Source organism: Streptomyces deserti (assembly GCF_054782695.1).
In genome coordinates this window covers 1-23,223 of record NZ_BAAGRZ010000012.1, presented here as the reverse complement: position 1 = coordinate 23,223, position 23,223 = coordinate 1, and the positions used below count along the sequence as shown (strand labels likewise).

The window sequence follows — 23,223 nt, the reverse complement described above, 5'->3', positions numbered from 1 at the left end:
GCCGCGCAACCCAGCGCCGCGGGGTGCCGCGCCGCAACCCCCACCCACCCGCACAGGCCGCCGCAGGCACCCACCACACAGCCCCAGCCTGCCCAGCCACGACGACGGGCCCGCCCCCCGAGAGCCAGGGGGCGGGCCCTTTTTCGTCCTCGCGGTGGCACCGCCATGCAGCACCGCGAGGAGTTTGATCCAGACCGTCGGCTCAGCCGAAGCGGCCGGAGATGTAGTCCTCCGTCGCCTGGACCGACGGGTTGGAGAAGATCCGCTCCGTGTCGTCGATCTCGATCAGCTTGCCGGGCTGCCCGACGGCAGCCAGGTTGAAGAACGCCGTACGGTCCGAGACACGCGCCGCCTGCTGCATGTTGTGCGTCACGATCACGATCGTGAACCGTTCCTTCAGCTCACCGATCAGGTCCTCGATCGCCAGCGTCGAGATCGGGTCCAGCGCCGAGCAGGGCTCGTCCATCAGCAGCACGTTCGGCTCGACCGCGATCGCCCGAGCGATGCACAGCCGCTGCTGCTGACCACCCGAGAGCCCGGACCCCGGCTTGTTCAGCCGGTCCTTCACCTCGTTCCAGAGGTTCGCGCCCTTGAGGGACTTCTCGACGACGTCGTCCAGCTCGGACTTCTTGTACTTGCCGTTCAGCCGCAGCCCCGCCGCCACGTTGTCGTACACCGACATCGTCGGGAACGGGTTCGGCCGCTGGAAGACCATGCCGACCTCACGCCGCACGGCCACCGGGTCGACCCCGGCCCCGTACAGGTTCTCGTCGTCGAGCATGACCTTGCCCTCGACCCGGCCGCCCGGCGTCACCTCGTGCATCCGGTTGAGCGTGCGCAGGAACGTGGACTTGCCGCAGCCGGACGGGCCGATGAAGGCCGTCACGGACCGGGGCTCGATGGTCATCGAGATGTCCTCGATGGCCAGGAAGGAACCGTAGTAGGCGTTGAGGCCGCTGACATCGATGCGCTTGGCCATGTGAATCACTGCTTCTTTCGAGTCGCTGACTAATTCGCTCGTGGCCGCGTCAGCGACCGGTCTTCGGGGCCTTCCAGCGGGCGATGCCACGGGCCACCAGGTTCAGGATCATGATGAAGGCGATGAGCACCAGTGCCGCCGCCCAGGCACGGTCGTACGCCGCACCGGCGCCGCCGCTCTGCGAGTACTGCAGGTAGATGTACACCGGCAGCGAGGCCTGCGGGTCGGAGAACGGGTTCGCGTTGATGAAGCTGGTGACCCACACCAGCAGCAGCACGGGCGCCGTCTCACCGGTGATACGCGCGATCGCGAGCATCACACCGGTGGTGATGCCGCCGATGGCGGTCGGCAGAACCACCTTGAGGATGGTCCGCCACTTCGGCACGCCCAGCGCCAGCGAGGCCTCGCGCAGCTCGTTCGGGACGAGCTTGAGCATCTCCTCGGTGGAGCGGACGACGACCGGCAGCATTAGGATGGTCAGGGCCATCGAGCCGGCGAAGCCGGAGTAGCCCATGCCCAGGATCACGATCCACCAGCTGAGGATGAACAGACCCGCGACGATCGACGGGATGCCCGTCATGACGTCGACGAAGAAGGTGACCGCCTTGGCGAGCTTGCCCCGGCCGTACTCGACCAGGTAGATCGCGGTCAGCACACCGATCGGCACGGAGATCAGGGTGGCGAGGCCGACCTGCTCCAGGGTGCCGAGGATGGCGTGGTAGATGCCGCCGCCGGGCTCGGAGTCGGCGACCACGCCCATCGAGTGGGTGAGGAAGTAGCCGTCGAGGACCTTCACGCCGCGCTTGAGGGTCTCCCACACCAGGGAGGCCAGCGGGACGACGGCGAGGATGAAGGAGACCCAGACCAGGCTGGTCGCCAGCCGGTCCTTGGCCTGCCGGCTGCCCTCGATCCTGGCGGAGATGCCGTACGAGGCGACGACGAACAGCAGTGCGGCGATCAGGCCCCACTGGATGTTGCTGTGCAGCCCGGCCGCGGCGCTGATGCCCAGGCCGGCCGCGATCGAGCCCGCGGCGACCGCCCACGGGGTCCACTTGGGGAGGGTCGCGCCCTGCAGGCTGTGCTTGGCGTTCACCGTCTGGCTCATGCGTTGGCCCCCGAGTACTCCTTGCGGCGGTTGATGATGATGCGGGCGCCGCCGTTGACCAGCAGGGTGATCACGAAGAGGACGAGACCGGAGGCGATGAGCGCGTCCCGTCCCATCTCGGTGGCCTCGTTGAACTTGCTGGCGATGTTCTGCGCGAAGGTGCCGCCGCCCGGGTCGAGCAGGCTGGCGCTGATGTCGAAGCTCGGCGAGAGGACCATGGCGACGGCCATCGTCTCGCCGAGCGCGCGGCCGAGGCCGAGCATCGAGGCGGAGATCACGCCGGAGCGGCCGAACGGCAGGACGGCCATGCGGATGACCTCCCAGCGCGTGGCGCCGAGGGCCAGGGCGGCCTCCTCGTGCATCTGCGGGACCTGCCGGAAGACCTCACGGCTCACGTTCGTGATGATCGGCAGGATCATGACCGCGAGCAGGATGCCCACGGTGAACAGCGAGCGGGGGGCTCCGCCGTTCCACTCGAAGACGCCGGTCCAGCCGAGGTACTCGTCCAGCCAGCCGTACAGGCCCTCCATGTTCGGCACGAGGACGAGGGCGCCCCACAGGCCGTAGACGATCGACGGCACGGCGGCGAGCAGGTCGATCACGTAGGCGATCGCGCCGCTGAGCTTGCGGGGGGCGTAGTGGGTGAGGAAGAGGGCGATGCCGACCGCGATCGGGACCGCGATGACCATCGCGATGATCGACGAGACGACGGTGCCGAAGACCAGGACGGCGATGCCGAAGACCGGCGGGTCACCGGTCGGATTCCACTCGAAGGTGGTGAAGAAGTTGCCCTCGTCCTTGCTGATCGCGATCGCCGCGCGGTAGCTGAGGAAGACCGCGATGGCGGCCATGAGCACCAGCAGGAAGATGCCGGAACCGCGGGAGAACCCGAGGAAGATCCGGTCTCCGGGGCGGGTGGCGCCGCGCGAGGCCCTCTTCTGCTCGGTGACGGAGGGCTGGGGTACGGGGGGTGCGTCGTTTGGCTGTGTCGATATGTCCATCGAGTTCTCCGGTCTGCGGGGCCTCCCGTGGGTGGAAGATCCCCTGGCGGCGGTGCACCGGACGGTGCGGCCCGCCCCTGTTCGGGGCCGGGCCGCACACTCAGGTCAGCTCAGGCCCTTGATGGTGTCGCGGACCTTGGTGATGATCTCGTCGGGGATCGGGGCGTAGCCGGCCTCGGTCAGCTGCGCCTGGCCGTCCTCGGAGGCGATGTAGCCGAGGAAGGACTTGACGGCGGGCAGGGTGTCCGACTTGTTGCCCTTGTCACAGATGATCTCGTAGGTGACCAGGGTGATCGGGTAGGCGCCCTCGGCGCTCGGCGTGTAGTTCAGCTCCAGGGCGAGGTCCTTGCCGGTGCCGGTGATCTTGGCCTCGGAGATGGACTTCGTGGCGTTCTCGGTGGTGGCCTTGACGGGCTCGGCGGCCTTGGTCTTGATGTCGACCGTCTTGATGCCGTCCTTGGCGTACGAGAGCTCGAAGTACGAGATCGCACCCGAGGTCTGCTTCACCTGCTGGGCGACGCCGGAGGAGCCGTTGGCGGACTGGCCGCCCTCGGCCTGCCAGGACTTCTCGGGCTCGTACTTCCAGTCGTTCGGAGCCGCGGCCTGCAGGTACTTGGTGAAGTTCTGCGTCGTGCCGGACTCGTCGGAGCGGTGGAACGCCTGGATCTTGAGGTTGGGAAGCTTCGCCTCGGGGTTCAGCTTCGCGATCGCCGGGTCATTCCAGTTCTTGATCTTGTTGTCGAAGATCTTGGCGAGGGTGGACGCGTCCAGGACGAGGCTGTCGACACCCGGCACGTTGAAGCCGACGGCGATCGGGCCGACGACCATCGGCAGGTCGACGCCCTGGCCACCGGAGCAGACCTTCTTGGAGTCCTCGATCTCCTTGGAGTCCAGCGGCGAGTCCGAACCGGCGAAGGCCGTCTGCCCCTGGAGGAACGCGGTGATACCGGCGCCCGAACCGGTCGGGTTGTAGTTGATCTGGACGTCCCGACAGGCGGCCGTGTACGCCTTGACCCAGGCGTCGATCGCGTTCTTCTGCGCGGTGGAGCCGGAGGCCTGCAGCTGACCCTTGGCGTCACCGCAGTCGATGTTGCTGGCGTTGGCCGTGCTGCCGCCGGCGCCGCCGGTGTTCCCGCCGGTGTCGTCGGAGCCGCACGCCGTGAGGGCCAGGGCGCCGGAGACGGCGAGAGCACCGAGAGCGAGGGCCCGCCGGTTCATGCGCTGAAGCTTCACTTGAGGGAGTTCCTTCCAGGAGCCGCCGTCCTGATTCGGCGGCGTGCGAAGTGTGAGTGATGCGGACGCGTTCCCGAGATGCGGCTCGCATCGCGTAAGGCCGAAATTAGGCACATCAGGTGAAGGCACCGAAGGGCGTAAATGAACGGGGGGTGAACCCCTGTAGACAGTGCGGTTAGGTAACGGAATGCTCACGGGGAGAGCACGTGAAGGTTCCAGCCCCGGGTGGGAGACCGAGGGACCGGGAGAAGGCCGCACGATACGGAGGGCAGGGACGCCCCGCGGAACGGATCCGGAGCCCCCAGGGGGCCCTGCGGAACGGATCCGGGCGCCCTGTGGACCCCGAGGAACGGTACAGGAGCCCTGCGCGACGGCGGCTCCAGTCATCCTGCCGAACGGTTCCGGGCGTCTTTGGAACCCGCGCCCCACGGGACCCGTCTCGTTCCACGGAACCACCCACGGGAGGCACACATGGACCGGCGTACGTTCATCGGGGGCGGCGCGGCCGCGCTCGCGGCAGTGGCGACGGCCGCCTGCGAGGGCGCCGGCCCGGCCGACCGGACGCGGTCCGCCACGACCTCCCGCACCTCCCTGCGCCCCACCGGCGCCACCGCCGCCGCCGACTGGACGGCCCTGGCCCGCGACCTCGACGGCCCCCTGATCCGCCCGGGCGACGCCCAGTGGAAGACGGCCCGGCAGCTCTACAACACCCGCTTCGACACCCTCACACCGGCCGCCGTCGCGTACGTCGCCCACCCGGACGACATCCGCACGGCGCTGACCTACGCCCGCGCCCACGACCTGCGCGTGGCGATCCGCAACGGCGGCCACTCGTACGCCGGCTGGTCCTCCGGCAACGGCCGCCTGATCATCGACGTCTCGAAACTCGACCGGGTCCGGGCGAGCGGTGACACGGCCGTCGTCGGCGCCGGCGCCAAGCTGATCGACGTCTACCGCGCCCTCACCGCGAAGGGCGTGACGATCCCCGCCGGCTCCTGCCCGACCGTCGGCGTCTCCGGTCTCACCCTCGGCGGCGGCCACGGCGTGGTCTCCCGCGCCTACGGCCTGACCTGCGACAGCCTCACCCGGGCCACCCTGATCACGGCGGACGGCAAGCAGCTGACCGCCGACACGCGCGAGAACAAGGACCTCTTCTGGGCCCTGCGCGGCGCGGGCAACGGCAACTTCGGCGTCGTCACAGAGCTCCACTTCAAGACCCACCCGGCCCCGCAGGGCGTGTCGGCGTACCTCACCTGGCCCTGGTCGAAGGCCGCGGCGGTCGTGAAGGCCTGGCAGGAGTGGGGCCCGTCCCAGCCCGACGAGATCTGGTCGGCCCTGCACCTGGCGAACGCCGCGGGCGGCACCCCCACGGTCTCCGTCGCCGCCTTCTCCCTCGGCACCCACCGCGAACTGCAGAACGCGGTGGACCGGCTCGCCGACCGCGTCGGCGCCCCGGCGAGCCACGTCTCACTGAAGCGCCGCTCGTACGAGGAGTCGATGGAGGTGTACGCCGGCTGCTCGTCCTTCCCGACGGACGCCCAGTGCCACCTGCCGGGCTCGACGCCGGGCCGCTCCCCGCAGGGCGCGCTCGGCCGCGAGACGTACGCGGCCCGGTCGGACTTCTTCGACCGCTCCCTGTCACCGGCGGGCATCCGCACCCTGCTGTCCGGGATCCGCTCGGTCCGCGGCGGCGCGGGCAGCATCCAGCTCACCGCCCTCGGCGGAGCGGTCAACCGCGTCTCCCCGACGGCCACGGCCTTCGTCCACCGCCGCTCACGCATGCTGGCCCAGTACATCGCCTCCTGGCGAGCGGGCACCACCGGCTCCACGGCCCAGTCCTGGCTGACCTCGACCCACCAGTCCATGCGCCCCCACGCCTCGGGCGCGGCCTACCAGAACTACACGGACCCGACCCTGACGAACTGGCGCACGGCGTACTACGGCGATGCGGCCCCCCGCCTGACCAAACTGAAGAACCAGTACGACCCGAACCGCTTCTTCACGTATCCCCAGGCGCTGTGAGCCGCCCCGCTGCGGGCAGCCGAGTCCGCAGTCCGCGGGCAGCGCCGGGTCGCGCACCCCGCCCCCGGCCGGCACCGACGCCGCTCACCTACGCGGCAAGGTCCCGCTCCTCCGCCCCGGAGGCCTCCCGCCGCGCCCCAGGAATCACCGCGTCCTGCCCGACGTACCCTCTCCCCCGCCCCCTGATCAGCCACCCCACCCGGGGCGACCGCTCGACAGCCTTCGTCACCGGCGTCAGCAACGCCATCGCCAGCGGCGACAGCAGCAGCGCCACGGCCGTACCGAGCGCGAACCCGCCCACCACGTCCGTCGGGTAGTGCACGCCCATGTAGACCCGGCAGAACCCCTCGAGCAGCCCCAGCCCGATCCCCACGAGCCCGAACTTCCGGTTCGCGACGAACAGCCCGACCCCCATGGCCATGGTGATCGTCGCGTGATCGCTGACGAACGAATAGTCGGTCTTGCCGGAGACGAGGACCTCCAGCCCCTGGTGGTCGAGGAAGGGCCGGGGCCGCTCCACGAACCCCCGGATCGGTACGTTCACCAGCACCGCGACGCCGGCCGCGAGCGGGGCCCACACCAGCGCCGCGACGGAGGACGCCGCGTCCTCGGCGCCGCGCCGCCGCACGGACCACCAGCACCACAGCACGAGCAGCACCATGGCGAACAGCAGCCCGTACTCCCCGACGTACTCCATGATCCGGTCGAACCACGGCGGCGCGTCCTTGGCCAGGCCGTTGATGTCGTAGAGCAGGTCGACGTCGGGGTTCGACCCGGATGCGGCGAGTCCAGCCATGGTGCTGCGGCCCCTTCGTCGTGTAGTTCGGGCACACCCGTGCGTGCGCCGCTTCTGCCACCCCCGTGGTTTGTAGATCCGCTTCCGTCGCACACGTGCACACACCCGTGACACGTGCCGACTGACGTCTGCTCGGCTACGCCAACAGGAACGCACGGTCTCCGTTGATACGTTCCACACTCCACCGAATGATCACGCAGACGTTATCGAAGAGAGACCCATCGCCGCAGTTCAGGGGGTGGTTTCACGCTCGGTTCACACCGTCGTGGGCAGTGCTTTCGCGCCATCTTCGGTGACCCGGGTGGCCCCGAAGTAGTCGGGGGTGTCGATCGGGTCGAACCGAATGACAGCCCCCGTCCGGGGCGCGTCGATCATGTACCCCCCGCCGACATAAATCCCCACATGCCGGATGGCCCGTGGATTGGTCAGGTCGTCCGAGAAGAACACCAGGTCGCCGGGGAGCAGTTCGTCCCGCTTGGGGTGCGGCCCCGCGTTGTACTGGTCGTTGGCGACGCGCGGCAGCTTGATCCCCACACTGGCGTACGCGGCCTGGGTCAGACCCGAGCAGTCGAAGCGTCCGCCCTGCTCAGGGGTCCCGGTGCCGCCCCACAGGTAGAGCGTGCCGAGCTTCTTCTGCGCGTAGGCGATGGCGCCGGCGGCCTGCTCGGAGGGGTCGACCCGGCCGACGGGCGCGGCGAAGCTCTTCTCCAGCGTCGTGATCGTCTTGACGTAGTTCTGCGTCTCCTTGTACGGCGGCACACCCCCGTACTTGATCACCGCGTAGGCCCCCGCGTTGTAGGAGGCCAGCATGTTTTCGGTCAGATTCCCGGGCACGTCCTTCACGTACGACGCGAGTGTGCAGTCGTACGAGGCCGCCGACGGGATCGCATCGTTCGGGTCCCACACGTCCCGGTCCCCGTCGCCGTCGCCGTCGATGCCGTGCGTGGCCCAGGTGCCGGGGATGAACTGCGCTATCCCCTGCGCCGCCGCATGGCTCTGGGCCCTGGGGTTGAATCCGCTCTCCTGGTAGAGCTGGGCGGCGAGCAGCGCCGGGTTGATGGCGGGACACAGGGTGCCCCACTTCTGCACGAGGGCGGAGTACGCGGCGGGCACGGTCCCCTTGGCCAGCGTCCTGGCCGTACCGCCCACCCCGTTGACCACGTTTCCGGCGACGACGTAGACGCCCACGACGAGCAGCATCACGAAGGCGACCGCGGAACCCGTCACCGCGGTCGCCACGATCCATGCCTTACGCACCGTCAACCGCCCCTCGCCGCCCAGGAGTCCGTCGCCGAGTCAGTCTAGGGGCGCTTGCCGTGCCGCGGAATGATCACACGGCAGGAGAGGGGGCGTCAGAAGCAGACGGGTGGTCACGGGTCGCTCGCCGCGTCCCGGTACAACTCCGCCGCCTCCGCGCCGAGCACCACGCTGTAGGAGACGTCCGCGGTGGTCCCGCCCTCCTCGTGCCCGCCGAGAACGCCGACGACCTGCCCGTCACCGTTCACCCAGGGGCTGCCGCTCGTGCCGCCGGTGAAGCCGGGGCACTCGATGCGCTGCTGGGTGGAACTGTGCGCGGTCGGCTTGTTGGTGCAGCTGATGGGGGTGTCCCGGGAGTCGGGATACCCGGTGACGGTCACCGCCGTCGCCCCCGTCGCCGTACCGACGGTGAACCGGTCGGCGCCGACGACGTCCTCGACTCCCTTGCCGTCCCGGCCGGCGAGGACCGCGAACGCCACGTCGCTGTCCTCGTCCTGCCCCTTGGCCCACCCGTCGGGCAGGAACCGCCGCTTCACCCTCCACACCCCGTACGGCGCCCGGCCGTCGCGGTACCCGGGCACGAAGACGAGCTGCCCGGTGCCGTCCAGACAGTGCGCCGCGGTGACGATGAGGTTCCGGTACGGCCCGTGCACCACCGAGGCGGTGCAGAAGTGCCCGCCGGCCGGCCCGGCACCCCGGTCGGCGGGGAACAGCGCCCCGACCCGCGCGCTCCGCGCGGTCGCCACCGCCGTGACGGTCACTCCGAAGGGGCCGGTCCCGTCGTCGGCCGCGGCGACGGAGGCCGTGGTGAGGGCCAGCAGCACCAGCGCGCCGATCAGCGCGGGCCATCGGGTGCCGAGGAGGCGGTGGGTGCGCTTCATCGGGCCCACTGTGGAACACGAAGGTGAGAGAAGCGTCAAAGTGCCGAGCCTCGGCCCACGACGACCCCTTCACCACCCTCGGGCGGGCGGCCGTTCCGGCCCTGCATCCCAGCGGCCCGCCCCTTCCCCTGCCGCTCGCTCACCCCCGCCCCACCGACTCCACCCCCGCCAACGGAAACCGCGCCCCCGTCAGTTCCTCCGACACCCGCCACAGCCGCCGGGCCGCGGCCGGATCGCTGGCCGCCCGGGTGCGCCCCACCAGAGTCGGCCTGCCCCGCATCTCCCCGAAGCCGTCCGGCCCCACGTAGCTCGCACCGGGCAGGTCCTGCGTCGCCGCGTAGAGGGTCGGCAGGGCGCCCGCCCTGTCGTCCTGCGCGACGACCCGGTTGCCGAACCGCATGAACGCCCGCAGCACAGGGTTCGCCGCGTGGCTCTGCAGGTTCGTGGCCGCGTAGCCGGGGTGGGCCGCAAGGGCGCGGACGGACGAGCCGGCCTCCGTCAGGCGGCGCTGGAGTTCCAGGGTGAACAGCAGGTTCGCCAGCTTGGACTGGGCGTACGCGCGCTGCGGGGTGTACCCGGACGTCAGGTCCAGGTCGTCGAAGTCGATCGTGACGCCGCCCCACCGGTGGGCACCCGAGGACACGGTCACGACGCGGTCGGTGATGTGCGGCAGCAGCAGGTTCGTCAGGGCGAAGTGGCCCAGGTGGTTGGTGCCGAACTGCATCTCGAAGCCGTCCCGGGTCCGCTGCCTCGGGATCATCATCACGCCCGCGTTGTTGATCAGCACGTGCAACGGGCCCTGCCAGTCCTCGGCGAACTCCCGTACGGAGGACAGGTCGGCCAGGTCCAGCCGGCGCACCTCCGTACTGCCGTGCACGGTCGCCGCAGCGGCCCGCCCCCGCTCCACGTCCCGTACGGCGAGGACGACGTGCGCCCCGGCCCGGGCGAGGGCGTCGGCGGTCGTGCGGCCGATGCCGCTGTTGGCGCCGGTGACGACGACGGTCCGCCCGGCGAGGTCGGGAAGCCGGCTCGCGTTCCGCTTCGTATCGCTCTTCTCAGCCATGAACCGAATGTAGACGCCGCCAACAATGCTGTCAATGACAACAATGCTGACGCCATCAACATCCGGCTACGATGGTGCCCATGCCCGAGAGCCGCCCCTACCACCACGGAGACCTGCGCTCCGCCCTGCTGACCAGCGCCGAGCGCACCCTGCGGGAAAAGGGGGCCGGCGCGCTCTCGCTGCGCGAACTCGCCCGCGAGGTCGGCGTGAGCCACGCCGCACCCGGCCGCCACTTCAAGGACAAGCAGGCCCTGCTCAACGCCCTGGCACTGAGCGGATACGACCGCCTGGCCCAGGCCCTGAACGCCGCCGACGACCCCGCGCTCCCGCTCGAACCGCGCCTCACCGCCCTCGCCCGGGCCTACCTGCGCTTCGCGATCGACAACGCCGAGTTGCTGGAGCTCATGTACGCCCGCAAGCACGACCCGGACGCCTCCGAGCAGATGGCCGCCGCCGTCGACCGCGCGATCGGCCCCCTCTCCCGAGTCCTGGCCGACGCACAGCGCCGCGGCGAGATCATCGAGGGCGACCCCGAACGGCTGAACCTCGTCACAGGCGCCGGCCTGCACGGCCTCGCCGCCTTCACGGCCGCCGGCATGCTCGCCCCGGAGGAGGCCCTCACCGCCATCGAGGACCTGGTCCGCACCCTCCTCCACGGCCTCAAGCCCCGCTGAGCACTCGCCCGCCCGGGCACGGGATAGCCTTCACCCGGAGAACATCGTGACGACCCGTCACCCGACCAACCGTCGGAAAGTGCCAAAGGTCTGAAAAAGCCTCAACGACAGAACCACACCACAGGTTCCGCTCAGGCCTCGTTGCCCGGCGTAACATGCCGTGATACACAGAGTGACCATACGACTCTTCGTACACCGTCCTGCGCCCCCCTTAGGGGCCGGCGTGGACCGGTGGCAAGCTATTCGTACGAAACCCGCCAATCAATGACGCCAAGTCGACATACGACAGCGTCATTGTCGGCGAGAATGAGGCCTGACCTCTGCACGACCGCAGAGGATGCGGAACTACCCAACAGGGGCGGTGACTTACATGCTCTTTGCGGCCGACAAGGGAGACATCAACACCATCATCGGCGGGATCGCTCCGGACTGGGGCCCCTTCGGCAGCCTGGGCAACGAGGCCAAGGTGATGATCGAGGTGGTGATGGCGGTCGCCATCCTGATCTGCCTGGGCATCGCCATCTGGGGCGCCGCGAAGCAGCGCATCGGCGCCACGGCCCTGCGGGACACCTTCAGCGCGGAACAGGGCAAAGGCCTCATCATCGCGGGTCTGACGGGAGTCTTCATCATCGGCTCGCTGGGCACGCTCTTCACCATCGTGTACGGCATGGCCGTGTAGGCCGGGCCCTCATCGCTCCCGTCCGGGCACGCCCGGCCCCCCTCCACCCCACCCGCCCGTCGTGCCCACCGGCTGAGGTTGCGTTTCCCTGATGTCGAGTCACCACACCGCGTCCGCGCGGGAACCAGCACGGCTACCGTCGTACGAGGAGTACGAGGAGTACGACCGACACGAGGAGTATCCGCACGACGTCGAGGGGGCGTACGCGGCATGAGTTTCGGGGACGGACAGGAGCCCTCCGGCGGCTTCGGCGGCACCGGTCAGACCCGCACGCGGCTGCCCGACGGCGGCGGCGACCCGTACGGCGGCGCCCGACGCGGCCGGTCGTCCTCCCGCAGCCTCGTGACGGTGGTCGGCGTGGTGGTCCTCCTCATCGCCGCGATCGCCTTCGCGAACCGTGGAGGAGACGATTCCTCTTCGGACGACGGCGCCAGCGACCAGCCGCAGGCAGCGGTGACAGCACCCTCCGGGCAACGTCCGGTGCAGTCGAAGACGGGCGGAATCCCGTCGGGCTTCGCGCGGGATCGGCAGGGGGCGGAGAGTGCGGCGGCGAACTATGCCGTCGCACTGGGCTCGGCTGAGATGTTCTACAAGGCCAAGCGTGACGCCATTCTGCAGGCGATCATCGTGCCTTCCCGGGTCGCCGACTTCGAAGCGACGCTGGACAAGGCGTACACGAGCGAATTCAACAAGAACGTAGGCCTGAACGAGGACGGCTCCACACCTCGGGGCTACACGTTCGTATCCCGTACGAGCCCGATCGGCACCAAGGTCACCGAGGAATCCGCCGACAGCGCGACGGTTGAGGTCTGGTGCAGCGGCCTCCTGGGCCTCGCAGGCGAGAACTCCACGACCCCGGTCACGAACAGCTGGTTCACCATCACCATGAAGCTCCAGTGGGCCGATGGCGACTGGAAGATCGTGACGCACTCTCAGAAGGATGGCCCCACGCCCGTGCCCGGCGACGAAAGGGCCTCCAGCGCCGACGAGATGGCAAAGGCCGTCGAGGAGTACGGAGGGTTCACGTATGCCCGCTAATCACCGCGTACTCAAGGTGGTCGGCATTGTCACCGCGCTGCAAACGGCAGCGGTCCTCACGGCCACGCGTGCCCTCGCAGCACCGACGCCCACCCCCACACCTTCGCCCACAGCGAGCAATGACCCCTGTGATCTGATCCACGGCCCCGCCAAGGACTACTGCGAACGCGACAACGGCGGAGCCAACCGCACCGGCGGCAGCACCTCCTACGACCCCAGCGTCACAGTCGACCCCCTCTCCTCCCTCGCCAAGGGCTGCGCCAAAGCCGCCTCCTGGACCATCGAAAAGCTCAGCGCGGCCGTGCAGGACACCGCGAAAGTCGACTTCACGAACCCCAAGTTCCTGCAGCAGTACGCCGTGGTCTTCGCCGCGTCGACCATCCTCACACTCCTGCTCTGGCTGCTGGCCGTCGCCAAGCGAGCCGTCCGCGGCGTGCCCCTGACCACCGCGCTGTCCGAAGCCATCGGGTTCCTCTGGCTCACCGTCCTGGCCTCCGCCTTCACCCCGCTGATCCTCTACACCGTCGTATCCGCCACCGACGGCATCGCCGAGGTCCTGGCCAAAGCCACCGGCGACCAGACGGACACCTTCTTCGGCAACTTCGCCGCCGCCCTGGAAAAGGGCGAGGACATCGGCGGCGGCCCGATCATGCTGATCGTCGTGTCCCTGGTCAGCATCCTCGCCGCCGGCGTCCTGTGGCTGGAGCTGGTCATCCGCGCCGCCCTGCTGTACGTCGGCGCCCTGCTCGGCACCGTCGTCTACGCGGGCCTGGTCGACAAGAACCTGTGGGGGCACGTCCGCCGCTGGGCGGGCATCATGATCGCCGTCATCCTGGTCAAGCCCGTCATCGTCATCGTCCTCGGCCTGGCCGGCGCACTCTCCGCCGAAGACGGCCCGGACGCCTTCTCCGCCGTCGTCTCCGGCCTCGCCATCATCCTGCTCGCCATCTTCGCGAGCGCGATGATCTACCGCTTCGTCCCCGGCTTCGGCGACGAGATCGCAGGCTCCCGCAGCAACCGCATCATGCAGGGCGCCGAGAGCAAGGCCGCCGCCGTCATCAGCTCCCCGGCGACCCTGGTCGCCCAGGGCATCAAGACCCACAGCTCCCGCGCCGACCACAACGGCGGAGGCGGCCAGTCCTCCGCCCCCCGCCAGGCCAACCCCGCCTCCGGCGGAGTCGCCGCGCACAGCTCGCGCACCTCGAACGGCGGCGGATCAGTCCCCTCCGCCGCACCCGCACCCCGCTCGGGCAGCCCGGTGAACACTCCGCACGCCAGCAACACCCGCAACAGCAGTACCAACCGCACGGGAGGTGAAGGGCGTTGACGACCGAGTCCCACGTGTCCCATCCGGTCACGCCCCGCCGTACATATCTGATCGGCCGCGCCCGGCCGAACGCGATCATCGGCCGCAACCGCGAGACCGGCGAGATCGCACTGATCATCGGCGGCGCGTTCCTCGGCATGATGTGCGGGCTCCTCGTCCCCGTCCTGTCCCTGCGCATCGTGCTGCTGATGGGCTTTCCGCTGGTGGCGCTGGCCGCGGTGTACGTGCCGTACAAGCACCGCACGTTCTACAAGTGGTTCGAGATCAACCGCAGCTACAAGCGGACCCTGAAGCAGGGCGCCACCTACCGCTCCGGTGTGATGGAGGCCGGCACCCGGCTCGACGGCCGGGAGATCGAGGTCGGTCCCCCGCCCGGCATCGGACGCATCACCTGGCTGTCGGCCCCCTTCGGCCCGGACGAGATCGCCGTCCTGCTGCACGCCGACCGCAAGACCGTCACCGCGGCCATCGAGATCGAGGGCCCCGGCGTCGGCCTGCGCGACTCCGAGGACCAGGAGGCCCTCGTCGACCGCTTCGGCACCCTGCTGAAGCATGTCGCGAACGGCGACGGTTTCGTGACCCGGCTCCAGATGCTGGCCCGTACCCTCCCCGCCGACCCGGACGCCCACGCCAAGGACGTCGCCGTCCGCGGCGACGAGCGCTCGCCCGGGTGGCTCCAGGAGTCGTACGACCAGCTGCTGTCGATGGTGTCCACCAGCAGCGAGCAGCACCGCGCCTATCTCGTCGCCTGCATGCACTACACGCGCGAGCTCGCCGCCGAGGCCCACGCCATGGCCCGGGCGGCCCGGGCGCACGGCGCCAAGGTCGACCGGGACGCCGGTCTCGCGGTCGTCATGGCCCGTGAGCTGACCGACATCTGCTCCCGGCTGCAGGAGGCCGACATCCGCGTACGCCAGCCGCTCGGTCAGGGACGGCTGGCCTCGCTGATCCACTCCATGTACGACCCGGACCACCCCATCGACCACATCCAGGCGATGACGAAACGTAATGCCTGGCCGGCCGAGCTGGACGCCACGGAGCCCACCTACCTCCAGGCCAAGACCCGCGAGTCCTCCACCCGCGCCCCCTGGTGCCACGCCACCGCCTGGGTCAAGGAGTGGCCGATGACCCCGGTGGGAGTCAATTTCCTGGCGCCGTTGCTCGTCCACACTCCGGACGTCATCCGAACGGTCGCCGTGACGATGGATCTCGAGCCCACCGAGGTAGCCATCGAACGCATGCTGACCGAGAAGACCAACGACGAGGCCGAGGCCTCCCGCGCCGCCAAGATGAACCGCACCGTCGACCCCCGCGACATCGCCGCGCACAACCGTCTCGACCAGCGCGGCGAAGACCTCGCGAGCGGCGCGGCGGGCGTCAACCTGGTCGGCTACATCACCGTCTCCTCCCGCTCCCCCGAGGCCCTGGCCCGCGACAAGCGGACCATAAGGGCCTCGGCCGGAAAGTCGTACCTGAAGCTGGAGTGGTGCGACCGCGAGCACCACCGCGCCTTCGTGAACACACTGCCGTTCGCCACCGGAATCCGAAGGTAGGGGTTGAGCGCTGATGCGGGACCCGCTGTCCGTCGTCACCGACGCCTTCACGTCCTTCCTGTTCGGGAAGGTCGAGACGACCCGGCTGCCGGTGCGCACGTCGACGGGCCAGGCCCAGGCGGTCTACCTGCCGACCGCCGCGCCCGGCCTCGGCGACTCCGGCGTCATCATCGGCCGCGAGGTGTACTCCGGGAAGGGCTACATCTACGACCCCTTCCAGCTGTACGGCCAGCAGCTCCCCGCCCCGCACTGGCTGGTCCTCGGCGAGTCCGGCAACGGCAAGTCGGCACTGGAGAAGACGTACGTCCTGCGCCAGCTCCGCTTCCGCGACCGCCAGGTCGTCGTCCTGGACGCGCAGGGCGAGGACGGGGTCGGCGAGTGGAACCTCATCGCGCAGGAGCTGGGGATAACTCCCATCCGCCTGGACCCGATGGCCGCCCTGGACCACGGCATCCGCCTCAACCCCCTCGACCCGGCGATCACGACGACCGGCCAGCTCGCCCTGCTCCGGACGATCATCGAGGTCGCCATGGGCCACGGCCTGGACGAACGCTCCGGCTTCGCCCTCAAGGTCGCGCACGCCTACGTCAACGAGACCATCGTCGACCGCCAGCCCGTGCTCTCCGACATCGTCGAGCAGCTACGGCACCCCGAGCCGGAGTCGGCCGAGGCGATGAACGTCGACATAGACGACGTACGGGCGTGGGGCCTGGACGTCGCGCTGGTCCTGGACCGGCTGGTCGACGGTGACCTGCGCGGCATGTTCGACGGCCCGACCACCGTCGGCATCGACCTGGACGCCCCGCTGATCGTCTTCGACCTGTCCCACATCGACCGCAACTCCATCGCCATGCCCATCCTCATGGCGATCGTCGGCGTGTGGCTGGAGCACACGTGGATCCGCCCCGACCGCAAGAAGCGCATCTTCCTGGTCGAGGAGGCCTGGCACATCATCAACAGCCCGTTCGTGGCGCAGCTGTTCCAGCGGCTGCTGAAGTTCGGGCGGCGGCTCGGTCTGTCGTTCGTGGCGGTGGTCCACCACCTGTCGGACGTCGTCGACGGGGCGGCGGCGAAGGAGGCGGCGGCGATCCTGAAGATGGCCTCGACCAGGACCATCTACGCCCAGAAGGCCGACGAGGCACGGGCGACGGGCCGCGTACTGGGCCTGCCGCGCTGGGCCGTGGAGATCATCCCGACCCTGACCCCCGGCATCGCCGTCTGGGACGTCAACGGCAACGTCCAGGTCGTCAAACACCTGGTCACGGAGACGGAACGCCCGCTGGTCTTCACCGACCGCGCGATGACCGAGTCCTCCGCCGACCTCGCGGACGACGCCCTGCGCGCCGCCGAGCTGGAGGCGGAGGAGCGGGCGGCGGCCTTCATGGAGCAGCACATGGACCCGCATGGGGATCAACACCTGGAACAACAGCGCCTTGGCGGCTCCGAATCGACGGTGGCGTAGGGGGACAGCGTGAGACCGGACGACCGCCGCGACCACCGGGCCGGCCAGGGCGGCATCCCCGACGGCCTGCTGATCGGCATCCTCGCGTTCCTCCTCGGCATGACCCTGCTGGTGTGGACGGCCACGGGCCTGGCCGCCCGCTTCGCCCACGGCTCCTGGCCCCAGGGCGTCACCTTCACCCGCACCCCCCTGGCCATGCGCCACCTCATCGCCCAGCCGCACGACATCACGGGCGCCTGGCCGGGCACCCCACCGGCCCAGCTCTCCGGCTACGGCCTGTTCTGGGGCCTGTTCATCGGCCAGCTGATGGTGCTGGTCGTCCTGACGGTGTTCGTGATGGGGACGGTGGCACGCTGGAGGGCGGGTCGCTTGAAGCGCCGGGCGGAGAGGGCGGCAGCGCTGGAACGGCCGGCCGCGGCACCGGTACCGGATCCGGCACAGGATCCGGTACCGGTCCAGCATGAGGTGCCGACCCCGCGAACAGCCCCGGAGCTGACGTACCCGTCACCGCCCACAGCACCGCCGGAGCCGGTGCGACCCGCCCCTCACCCCCCGGTTTCCCGGTTCGGCCAGGAACGGATGAGCGGCTGGGAAAGGATCCTCGTAGCCCCAAGGGAAGGCCGCCGAACCACCGCAACCCAAGCGGTACACGACGCGGAAGGCCCCACCCTCGTCGTCACCTCGAACCCCACCCTCTGGCAGGACACCAAGGACGCCCGCGCCAAACTCGGCCCCGTCCTCCTCTACGACCCCACCCACCTCTGCGACACACCGTCCCGCCTCCACTGGTCCCCCACGGCCGGATGCGAGGACAAACAGACAGCGACACAACGAGCGGCCGCGCTCCTCACCCCCGTACGCCCGACCGCCAAACTCGACCAGGCGGTCAGCGACACCGCGGAACTCCTCCTGCGCAGCTACCTGCACGCCGCCGCCATAGACGGCCGCACCATCCGCCACGTCCACCGCTGGTCCCAGGGCACCCAGATCCAGGACGCCGTGCGCACCCTGCGTACGAACCCCAAAGCCGCCCCCGGCGCCGCCGGCGAACTCGAAGCCGCCCTCACCGCGCACCCCGAACGCCGGGACATGGCCCAGCAGCTGACCACCCGCGCCCTGTCGGCCCTCTTCACGATCAACGTCCGAGAAGCCTGCACTCCCAACCGAAGTGATGCCCTCGCCCTGGATTCCTTCGTCCACGAAGGGGGCACGCTTTATGTGGTCGGTGAATCCATCGAGGACCCCAGGACCAACCCGGGCGCGATGCCCCTCCTGACGGCCCTCGTCTCCAGCGTGGTCGAGCACGGCCGGCGCATGGCCGCACGGTCATCCTCCGGTCGGCTCGACCCACCACTGACGCTCGTCCTGGACGACGTCGCGGCCGTGGCTCCCCTGCCCCAGCTGCCGGAGCTGCTGGCCACCGGAGCGGACCGGGGCATGCCGACCCTGGCCCTGCTCCGGTCCCGCGAACAGGGCCGCGCACGCTGGCCGGACACCGAACTGCCGGTCTGACCGCCCTCAGCCGCGCTCGACGACGAACTCACGCTCAAGAACGAACTCCAGCTCACGCGCTCCCGTGTCCCCCACCGGCACGGTCACCCCGCTCGGCGCGAACCCCACCCTGCGGTAGAACCGCTGCGCCCGCCCGTTCTCCTCGTGCACGATGAGCCGAACCCGCTCCACCCCCCGCGCCCAGGACCACTCCAGAGCCGCGTCGAACAGCACCTCGGTCAGCCCGCTCCCCCGCTCCTCGGGCCGTACGTACACACCGACCAGGTGCCCCTGCTTCCGCTCCACCGGAAACCCGGCCCAGTCCGTCGTCCCCGGCTCCTCCACCAGCACGGTCAGCGTCCCCACCCACCGCCCGTCCGGCCCCTCGGCGATGATCTGCTGCGCCCGGTCCGCCCCTGCGGCGGCCCCCGCCGTCCGTTCCTGCCAGAAGGAGTCCGGCTTGGCCGCCAGCTCCTCGTACGTCTCCGCGAAGGCGAGGTGCGCCACCGGGTCCCGCAGCGCCGCAAGCCGCAGCTCCTTCACCGCGGGCCACTCATCGGCACGCACGGACCGGATCAGGTAGTTCATACCGGCCACCGTAGTACCCGGGTACGACGCCCCTCACCCCGAATACCACCGCCGGTCCGACGCCCGCCGCCCCCGCGCGGACGAGCATAGAAGCATGATTACGGCACAGGAACTGACCAAACGCTACGGCGACCGGACCGTCGTCACCGACCTGTCCTTCACGGTCCGCCCGGGCACCGTCACCGGCTTCCTCGGCCCCAACGGCGCCGGCAAGTCCACGACCATGCGGATGATCCTCGGCCTGGACGCCCCCACCCGCGGCCACGCCACCGTGGGCGGACGCTCGTACGCCGCCCATCCCGCGCCCCTGACGGAGGTCGGCGCCCTGCTGGAGGCCCGCTCGGTCCACCCGGGCCGCACCGCCTACCACCACCTGCGCGCCCTGGCCCTCACCCACGGCATCCCGCGCTCCCGGGTCGAACACGTCCTGGGCCTCACCGGCCTCACGGACGTGGCCCACCGCCGGGTCAAGGGTTTCTCCCTCGGCATGGGCCAGCGCCTCGGTATCGCCGCGGCCCTGCTGGGCGACCCGGCCACCGTCATCCTCGACGAGCCGGTCAACGGCCTCGACCCGGAGGGCGTCCTGTGGATCCGCAACCTGCTGAAGTCCCTGGCCGCCGAGGGCCGTACCGTCTTCGTCTCCTCCCACCTGATGAGCGAGATGGCCCTCACCGCGGACCACCTGGTCATCATCGGCCGCGGCCGCCTCCTGGCCGACACCACGGTCGACGCCTTCGTACGGGACTCCGGAGCCGGCACGGTCAAGGTCGTCACCCCGCAGGCAGCCGACCTCGCACGCCTCCTCGCCGCCCCCGGCATCCACATCACCGGCGACACCCCTGGCACCCTCGAGGTCCGCGGCACGGACGCCGAACACATCGGCCGCACGGCCGCCGCCCACGGCATCCCCCTGTTCGAACTGACCCCCGACACGGCCTCCCTGGAGGAGGCCTTCATGGACCTCACGCGCGACGCGGTGGAGTACGCCGCGACCCTGGAAGGAGCCGCGGCATGACCACCGCGACCGTCGTCTATCGCGTGACCCCGGCCCGGGTCCTGCACTCCGAATGGCACAAACTGTGGACCCTGCGCTCCACCTGGATCACCCTCGTCGCGACGAGCATCCTGACAATCGCCATGGGCCTGGGCCTCGCCGCCGCCTACGACGGCAGCGGCGAAGGGCAGCTGGACACGGTCGTCTTCGTCCTCCTCGGCACCCAGTTCGCCCAGGTCAACCTCGGCGTGCTGGGCATCCTGGCCACGGCCGGCGAGTACTCCACGGGCCAGGTCAAGGCCACCATGACCGCGGTCCCGCGCCGCCTGCCCGTCCTGTGGTCCAAGGCCGCCGTCCTGGCCGCGATCACCCTGCCCCTGTGTCTGTGGACGAACCTGCTCACCTTCCCCCTCGCCCAGTCCTTCCTCTCCGGCACCGACCAGTCCGCCTCCCTCGGCGACCCGGGCGTGCTGCGCGCCCTCGCCGGCAACGCGGCCGGCCTGACCCTGCTCACCGTCCTGGCCCTCGGCATCGGCGCCCTGGCCCGTTCGGTCCCCATGGCCACCGGCGCGTTCATCGGCCTGGTCATGGTCCTCCCGGAGGTGCTGGCCATGCTCCCGTACGACATCGCCGACGACGCCGTCCGCTACTTCCCGTCCAAGGCCCTGGAGGCCCTGACCACCGCCGAGCCGATGCCGGGCACGGCCTCACCGGGCGCGGCACTGCTCGCCATGTCCCTGTGGACGGCGGCGACGCTCGCGGCAGCCGCCACCACCCTGAAGCGACGGGACGTATGACCGCATGACGCCCACCGTGTTCCGCACGACCGAGGCACGCTCCACCATGGAGCCCGTGACGGAAGAACGGGCGGCCGAACCCCTCACCGAGTACGTCCAGCGCCTCAACCAGCGGGTGCGCGCCTTCGACCGGCGCCACCCGCTGCTGTGGGATCTGCACTTCACCGGCTTCTGGGTGACGGCCGCCCTCATCGACTACAGCGGCGGCTGGCGCAACAACGCCCACAACGTCGACGTCCCCGGCTGGCTCGTCCTCGCCATGAGCCTCGGCTTCTCCGTCCCGCTGCTCTGGCGGCGCAGCCACCCCAGGGCCGCCCTCCTCGCCATCGCCCCGGTCGCCTTCGTCAACGCCTGGACGGGCGCCGTCCTCCAGGCGGCCCTGCTCCAGCTGGTCCTCGTCTACCACATCGCCGTGCGCCTGCCCCTGCGCATCCTGTGGTGGGTGACGCCGCTGGTGACCGCCCCGGTGCTGGTCACGGCGTTCCGCCACGGCGAGGGCGACTGGCACCAGCAGGTCGGCTCCCATCTGACGTCGATCGCCGTGGCGGCCCTCATCGGCATCACGGTCCGCACCCGCCGCAACTGCACGGAAGCCCTGGAGGACCGCGCCCGTCGCCTGGAGATCGAACGCGACCAGCAGGCCCGCCTGTCCGCCGCCGCCGAACGCGCCCGCATCGCCCGCGAGATGCACGACATCATCGGCCACAACCTCTCCGTCATCACCGGCCTCGCCGACGGCGGCAAGTACGCCGCCGCCAAGTCTCCCGAACGCGCCGCCGAGGCCCTCCACGCCATCGGCACCACCAGCCGCCAGGCCTTGGGGGAACTGCGCCGCCTGCTCGACGTCCTACGCGAAGAGGACAAGAACGAGGACACCGCCGAACTGACCCCCCAGCCCACCCTCACCGACCTCGACCACCTCATCGACGGCGTACGCGCCGCCGGCCTCCCGGTCCGCACCACCGTCCACGGCAGCCCCACGCTCCCCCCGGGCCGCCAGCTCACCGTGTACCGCGTCATCCAGGAAGCCCTCACCAACACCCTCAAACACGGCGGCCCCGACGCCACCGCGGAGATCGAGCTCTCCTACGAAGACAAGGGCGCCGTCACCGTCACCGTCACCGACACGGGCCACGGCAGCCGATCCCCCGACGCCGGCGGCGGCCGCGGCCTTCCCGGAATGCGCGAGCGAACCGCCTTGTACGGAGGCACACTTGAGGCCGGCCCCCGCCCGCATCCGGAACGGGGCTGGCGCGTCCATGCCCACCTCCCGGAGGAAACCCCGCAGTGACCACGGTCCTCATCGCCGACGATCAGCCCCTCCAGCGCTTCGGCTTCCGGATGCTCCTGGAGAGCCAGGACGACATGACGGTGCTCGGCGAAGCGGCCAACGGCAGCGAGGCGGTCCGCATGACGGCGGAAACGCACCCCGACGTGGTCCTCATGGACGTCCGCATGCCCGGCCTGGACGGCATCGAGGCCACCCGCCGCATCGTCGCCGCCGGCGCCCGCACCCGCGTCCTGATCCTCACCACCTTCGACCTGGACGAGTACGCCTACGCCGGCCTCCGCGCAGGCGCGTCCGGCTTCCTGGTCAAGGACGCCCAGCCGGAAGAACTCCTGTCAGGCGTACGAGCCGTCGCCTCCGGAGACGCGGTCGTGGCCCCCGGCCTGACCCGCCGCCTCCTCGACGCATACGCCCACCACCTGCCGACGACCGGAACCACCTCGGCGGAAACCCCAGCACCGGAGGACCCACGCCTGGCATCCCTCACGGAACGCGAACGCGAGATCCTCACGGTCATCGGCAAGGGCTGGACCAACACCGAGATATCCACCCGCCTCCACCTGGCCGAGTCCACAGTGAAAACCCACGTCGGCCGCATCCTCGCGAAGACCGGTTCACGGGACCGGATCCAGGCGGTGATCCTGGCGTACGACACGAGACTGGTGCAGCCGTCGTGAAAAACAAGGAGAGAAAAAGCCGGGAAAAACAAAAAGGCCCACGCCTTGCGGCGGGGGCCTTTTTCAAGAATTGTTCGGCGGCGTCCTACTCTCCCACAGGGTCCCCCCTGCAGTACCATCGCCGCTGTAAGGCTTAGCTTCCGGGTTCGGAATGTAACCGGGCGTTTCCCTCACGCTATGACCACCGAAACACTATGAAACTGACAACCGGCACCACGCCGCCAGGCATGGGGTTGTTCGTGGTTTCAGAACCAACACAGTGGACGCGAGCATCTATGGACAAGCCCTCGGCCTATTAGTACCGGTCAACTCCACACC

At 70.0% G+C, this 23,223-nt stretch carries 22 protein-coding genes and 1 rRNA gene; 13 read left to right on the top strand and 10 right to left on the bottom strand.

What is annotated here, in order from left to right; genetic code table 11:
- Positions 1 to 202: 202 nt before the first annotated feature.
- The 4 genes from pstB to pstS all read right to left on the bottom strand — a co-directional run bounded on the left by pstB (position 203) and on the right by pstS (position 4,318).
- Complete coding sequence (gene pstB / locus ACYVMZ_RS20645) at positions 203 to 979, bottom strand: phosphate ABC transporter ATP-binding protein PstB (protein WP_461081732.1); 777 nt, start codon at positions 977 to 979, stop codon at positions 203 to 205.
- Positions 980 to 1,028: 49 nt separating this feature from the next.
- Complete coding sequence (gene pstA / locus ACYVMZ_RS20640) at positions 1,029 to 2,084, bottom strand: phosphate ABC transporter permease PstA (protein ID WP_461081730.1); 1,056 nt, start codon at positions 2,082 to 2,084, stop codon at positions 1,029 to 1,031.
- Complete coding sequence (pstC, locus tag ACYVMZ_RS20635; protein WP_461081728.1) at positions 2,081 to 3,085, bottom strand: phosphate ABC transporter permease subunit PstC; 1,005 nt, start codon at positions 3,083 to 3,085, stop codon at positions 2,081 to 2,083. Before pstC ends, pstA begins: the two co-directional genes overlap by 4 nt.
- Positions 3,086 to 3,190: 105 nt before the next feature.
- Positions 3,191 to 4,318 (bottom strand): phosphate ABC transporter substrate-binding protein PstS, encoded by a 1,128-nt coding sequence (gene pstS / locus ACYVMZ_RS20630; RefSeq protein ID WP_461081726.1) that lies wholly within the window; start codon positions 4,316 to 4,318, stop codon positions 3,191 to 3,193.
- Positions 4,319 to 4,789: 471 nt separating this feature from the next.
- Between pstS and ACYVMZ_RS20625 the strand changes: the two genes are divergently transcribed.
- Positions 4,790 to 6,340: an FAD-dependent oxidoreductase gene (locus ACYVMZ_RS20625; protein ID WP_461081724.1), complete on the top strand. Its 1,551-nt coding sequence runs from the start codon at positions 4,790 to 4,792 to the stop codon at positions 6,338 to 6,340.
- 88 nt (positions 6,341 to 6,428) lie between these two features.
- Here ACYVMZ_RS20625 and ACYVMZ_RS20620 read toward each other — a convergent pair whose 3' ends face one another.
- The 4 genes from ACYVMZ_RS20620 to ACYVMZ_RS20605 all read right to left on the bottom strand — a co-directional run bounded on the left by ACYVMZ_RS20620 (position 6,429) and on the right by ACYVMZ_RS20605 (position 10,337).
- Entirely contained in the window at positions 6,429 to 7,136 is a 708-nt protein-coding gene (locus tag ACYVMZ_RS20620; RefSeq protein WP_461081722.1) for a phosphatase PAP2 family protein, read from the bottom strand.
- 255 nt (positions 7,137 to 7,391) lie between these two features.
- Positions 7,392 to 8,399, bottom strand: a complete 1,008-nt coding sequence (locus tag ACYVMZ_RS20615; RefSeq protein ID WP_461081720.1) for a C40 family peptidase — start codon at positions 8,397 to 8,399, stop codon at positions 7,392 to 7,394.
- 107 nt (positions 8,400 to 8,506) lie between these two features.
- Positions 8,507 to 9,274, bottom strand: a complete 768-nt coding sequence (locus ACYVMZ_RS20610) for a trypsin-like serine peptidase (protein WP_461081718.1) — start codon at positions 9,272 to 9,274, stop codon at positions 8,507 to 8,509.
- Between the two features lie 139 nt (positions 9,275 to 9,413).
- Complete coding sequence (locus ACYVMZ_RS20605; protein WP_461081716.1) at positions 9,414 to 10,337, bottom strand: oxidoreductase; 924 nt, start codon at positions 10,335 to 10,337, stop codon at positions 9,414 to 9,416.
- A gap of 71 nt (positions 10,338 to 10,408) precedes the next feature.
- Here ACYVMZ_RS20605 and ACYVMZ_RS20600 point away from each other — a divergent pair, with 71 nt between their 5' ends.
- The 8 genes from ACYVMZ_RS20600 (at position 10,409) to ACYVMZ_RS20565 (ending at position 18,582) form a co-directional block, all read left to right on the top strand.
- A complete protein-coding gene (locus ACYVMZ_RS20600; RefSeq protein ID WP_461081714.1) occupies positions 10,409 to 11,011 on the top strand; it encodes a TetR/AcrR family transcriptional regulator in 603 nt (200 codons plus the stop codon).
- A gap of 370 nt (positions 11,012 to 11,381) precedes the next feature.
- Positions 11,382 to 11,690, top strand: a complete 309-nt coding sequence (locus ACYVMZ_RS20595; protein ID WP_004000049.1) for a hypothetical protein — start codon at positions 11,382 to 11,384, stop codon at positions 11,688 to 11,690.
- 91 nt (positions 11,691 to 11,781) lie between these two features.
- On the top strand, positions 11,782 to 11,904 hold the full coding sequence (locus tag ACYVMZ_RS20590) for a hypothetical protein (RefSeq protein ID WP_461081712.1): 123 nt from the start codon (positions 11,782 to 11,784) through the stop codon (positions 11,902 to 11,904).
- The gene (locus ACYVMZ_RS20585; protein WP_461081710.1) at positions 11,901 to 12,728 is read left to right on the top strand and encodes a hypothetical protein; all 828 of its coding nucleotides are present in this window, start codon (positions 11,901 to 11,903) and stop codon (positions 12,726 to 12,728) included. The genes ACYVMZ_RS20590 and ACYVMZ_RS20585 overlap by 4 nt, the downstream gene beginning before the upstream one ends.
- Entirely contained in the window at positions 12,718 to 14,055 is a 1,338-nt protein-coding gene (locus tag ACYVMZ_RS20580) for a hypothetical protein (RefSeq protein ID WP_461081708.1), read from the top strand. The genes ACYVMZ_RS20585 and ACYVMZ_RS20580 overlap by 11 nt, the downstream gene beginning before the upstream one ends.
- Positions 14,052 to 15,608, top strand: a complete 1,557-nt coding sequence (locus ACYVMZ_RS20575; RefSeq protein ID WP_461081706.1) for an SCO6880 family protein — start codon at positions 14,052 to 14,054, stop codon at positions 15,606 to 15,608. The genes ACYVMZ_RS20580 and ACYVMZ_RS20575 overlap by 4 nt, the downstream gene beginning before the upstream one ends.
- Before the next feature lie 13 nt (positions 15,609 to 15,621).
- On the top strand, positions 15,622 to 17,070 hold the full coding sequence (locus ACYVMZ_RS20570; protein ID WP_461081704.1) for an ATP-binding protein: 1,449 nt from the start codon (positions 15,622 to 15,624) through the stop codon (positions 17,068 to 17,070).
- Positions 17,071 to 17,079: 9 nt separating this feature from the next.
- The gene (locus tag ACYVMZ_RS20565; protein WP_461081702.1) at positions 17,080 to 18,582 is read left to right on the top strand and encodes a type IV secretory system conjugative DNA transfer family protein; all 1,503 of its coding nucleotides are present in this window, start codon (positions 17,080 to 17,082) and stop codon (positions 18,580 to 18,582) included.
- Between the two features lie 6 nt (positions 18,583 to 18,588).
- Here ACYVMZ_RS20565 and ACYVMZ_RS20560 read toward each other — a convergent pair whose 3' ends face one another.
- Positions 18,589 to 19,149: a GNAT family N-acetyltransferase gene (locus tag ACYVMZ_RS20560; protein WP_461081700.1), complete on the bottom strand. Its 561-nt coding sequence runs from the start codon at positions 19,147 to 19,149 to the stop codon at positions 18,589 to 18,591.
- A gap of 94 nt (positions 19,150 to 19,243) precedes the next feature.
- On the opposite strand from ACYVMZ_RS20560, the gene ACYVMZ_RS20555 reads away from it, so the two are divergent.
- Genes ACYVMZ_RS20555 through ACYVMZ_RS20540 form a run of 4 tightly spaced genes read left to right on the top strand, consistent with a single transcriptional unit; the run spans position 19,244 to position 22,905 of the window.
- Positions 19,244 to 20,164, top strand: a complete 921-nt coding sequence (locus tag ACYVMZ_RS20555) for an ABC transporter ATP-binding protein (protein ID WP_461081698.1) — start codon at positions 19,244 to 19,246, stop codon at positions 20,162 to 20,164.
- Positions 20,161 to 20,940: an ABC transporter permease gene (locus ACYVMZ_RS20550; RefSeq protein ID WP_461081696.1), complete on the top strand. Its 780-nt coding sequence runs from the start codon at positions 20,161 to 20,163 to the stop codon at positions 20,938 to 20,940. Before ACYVMZ_RS20555 ends, ACYVMZ_RS20550 begins: the two co-directional genes overlap by 4 nt.
- A 4-nt stretch (positions 20,941 to 20,944) precedes the next feature.
- On the top strand, positions 20,945 to 22,231 hold the full coding sequence (locus ACYVMZ_RS20545) for a sensor histidine kinase (protein WP_461081694.1): 1,287 nt from the start codon (positions 20,945 to 20,947) through the stop codon (positions 22,229 to 22,231).
- A complete protein-coding gene (locus ACYVMZ_RS20540) occupies positions 22,228 to 22,905 on the top strand; it encodes a response regulator (protein WP_461081692.1) in 678 nt (225 codons plus the stop codon). Before ACYVMZ_RS20545 ends, ACYVMZ_RS20540 begins: the two co-directional genes overlap by 4 nt.
- 72 nt (positions 22,906 to 22,977) lie before the next feature.
- On the opposite strand, the gene rrf is transcribed toward ACYVMZ_RS20540, so the two are convergent.
- Positions 22,978 to 23,094: ribosomal RNA gene (gene rrf, locus ACYVMZ_RS20535) — 5S ribosomal RNA — on the bottom strand.
- Positions 23,095 to 23,223 lie beyond the last annotated feature (129 nt).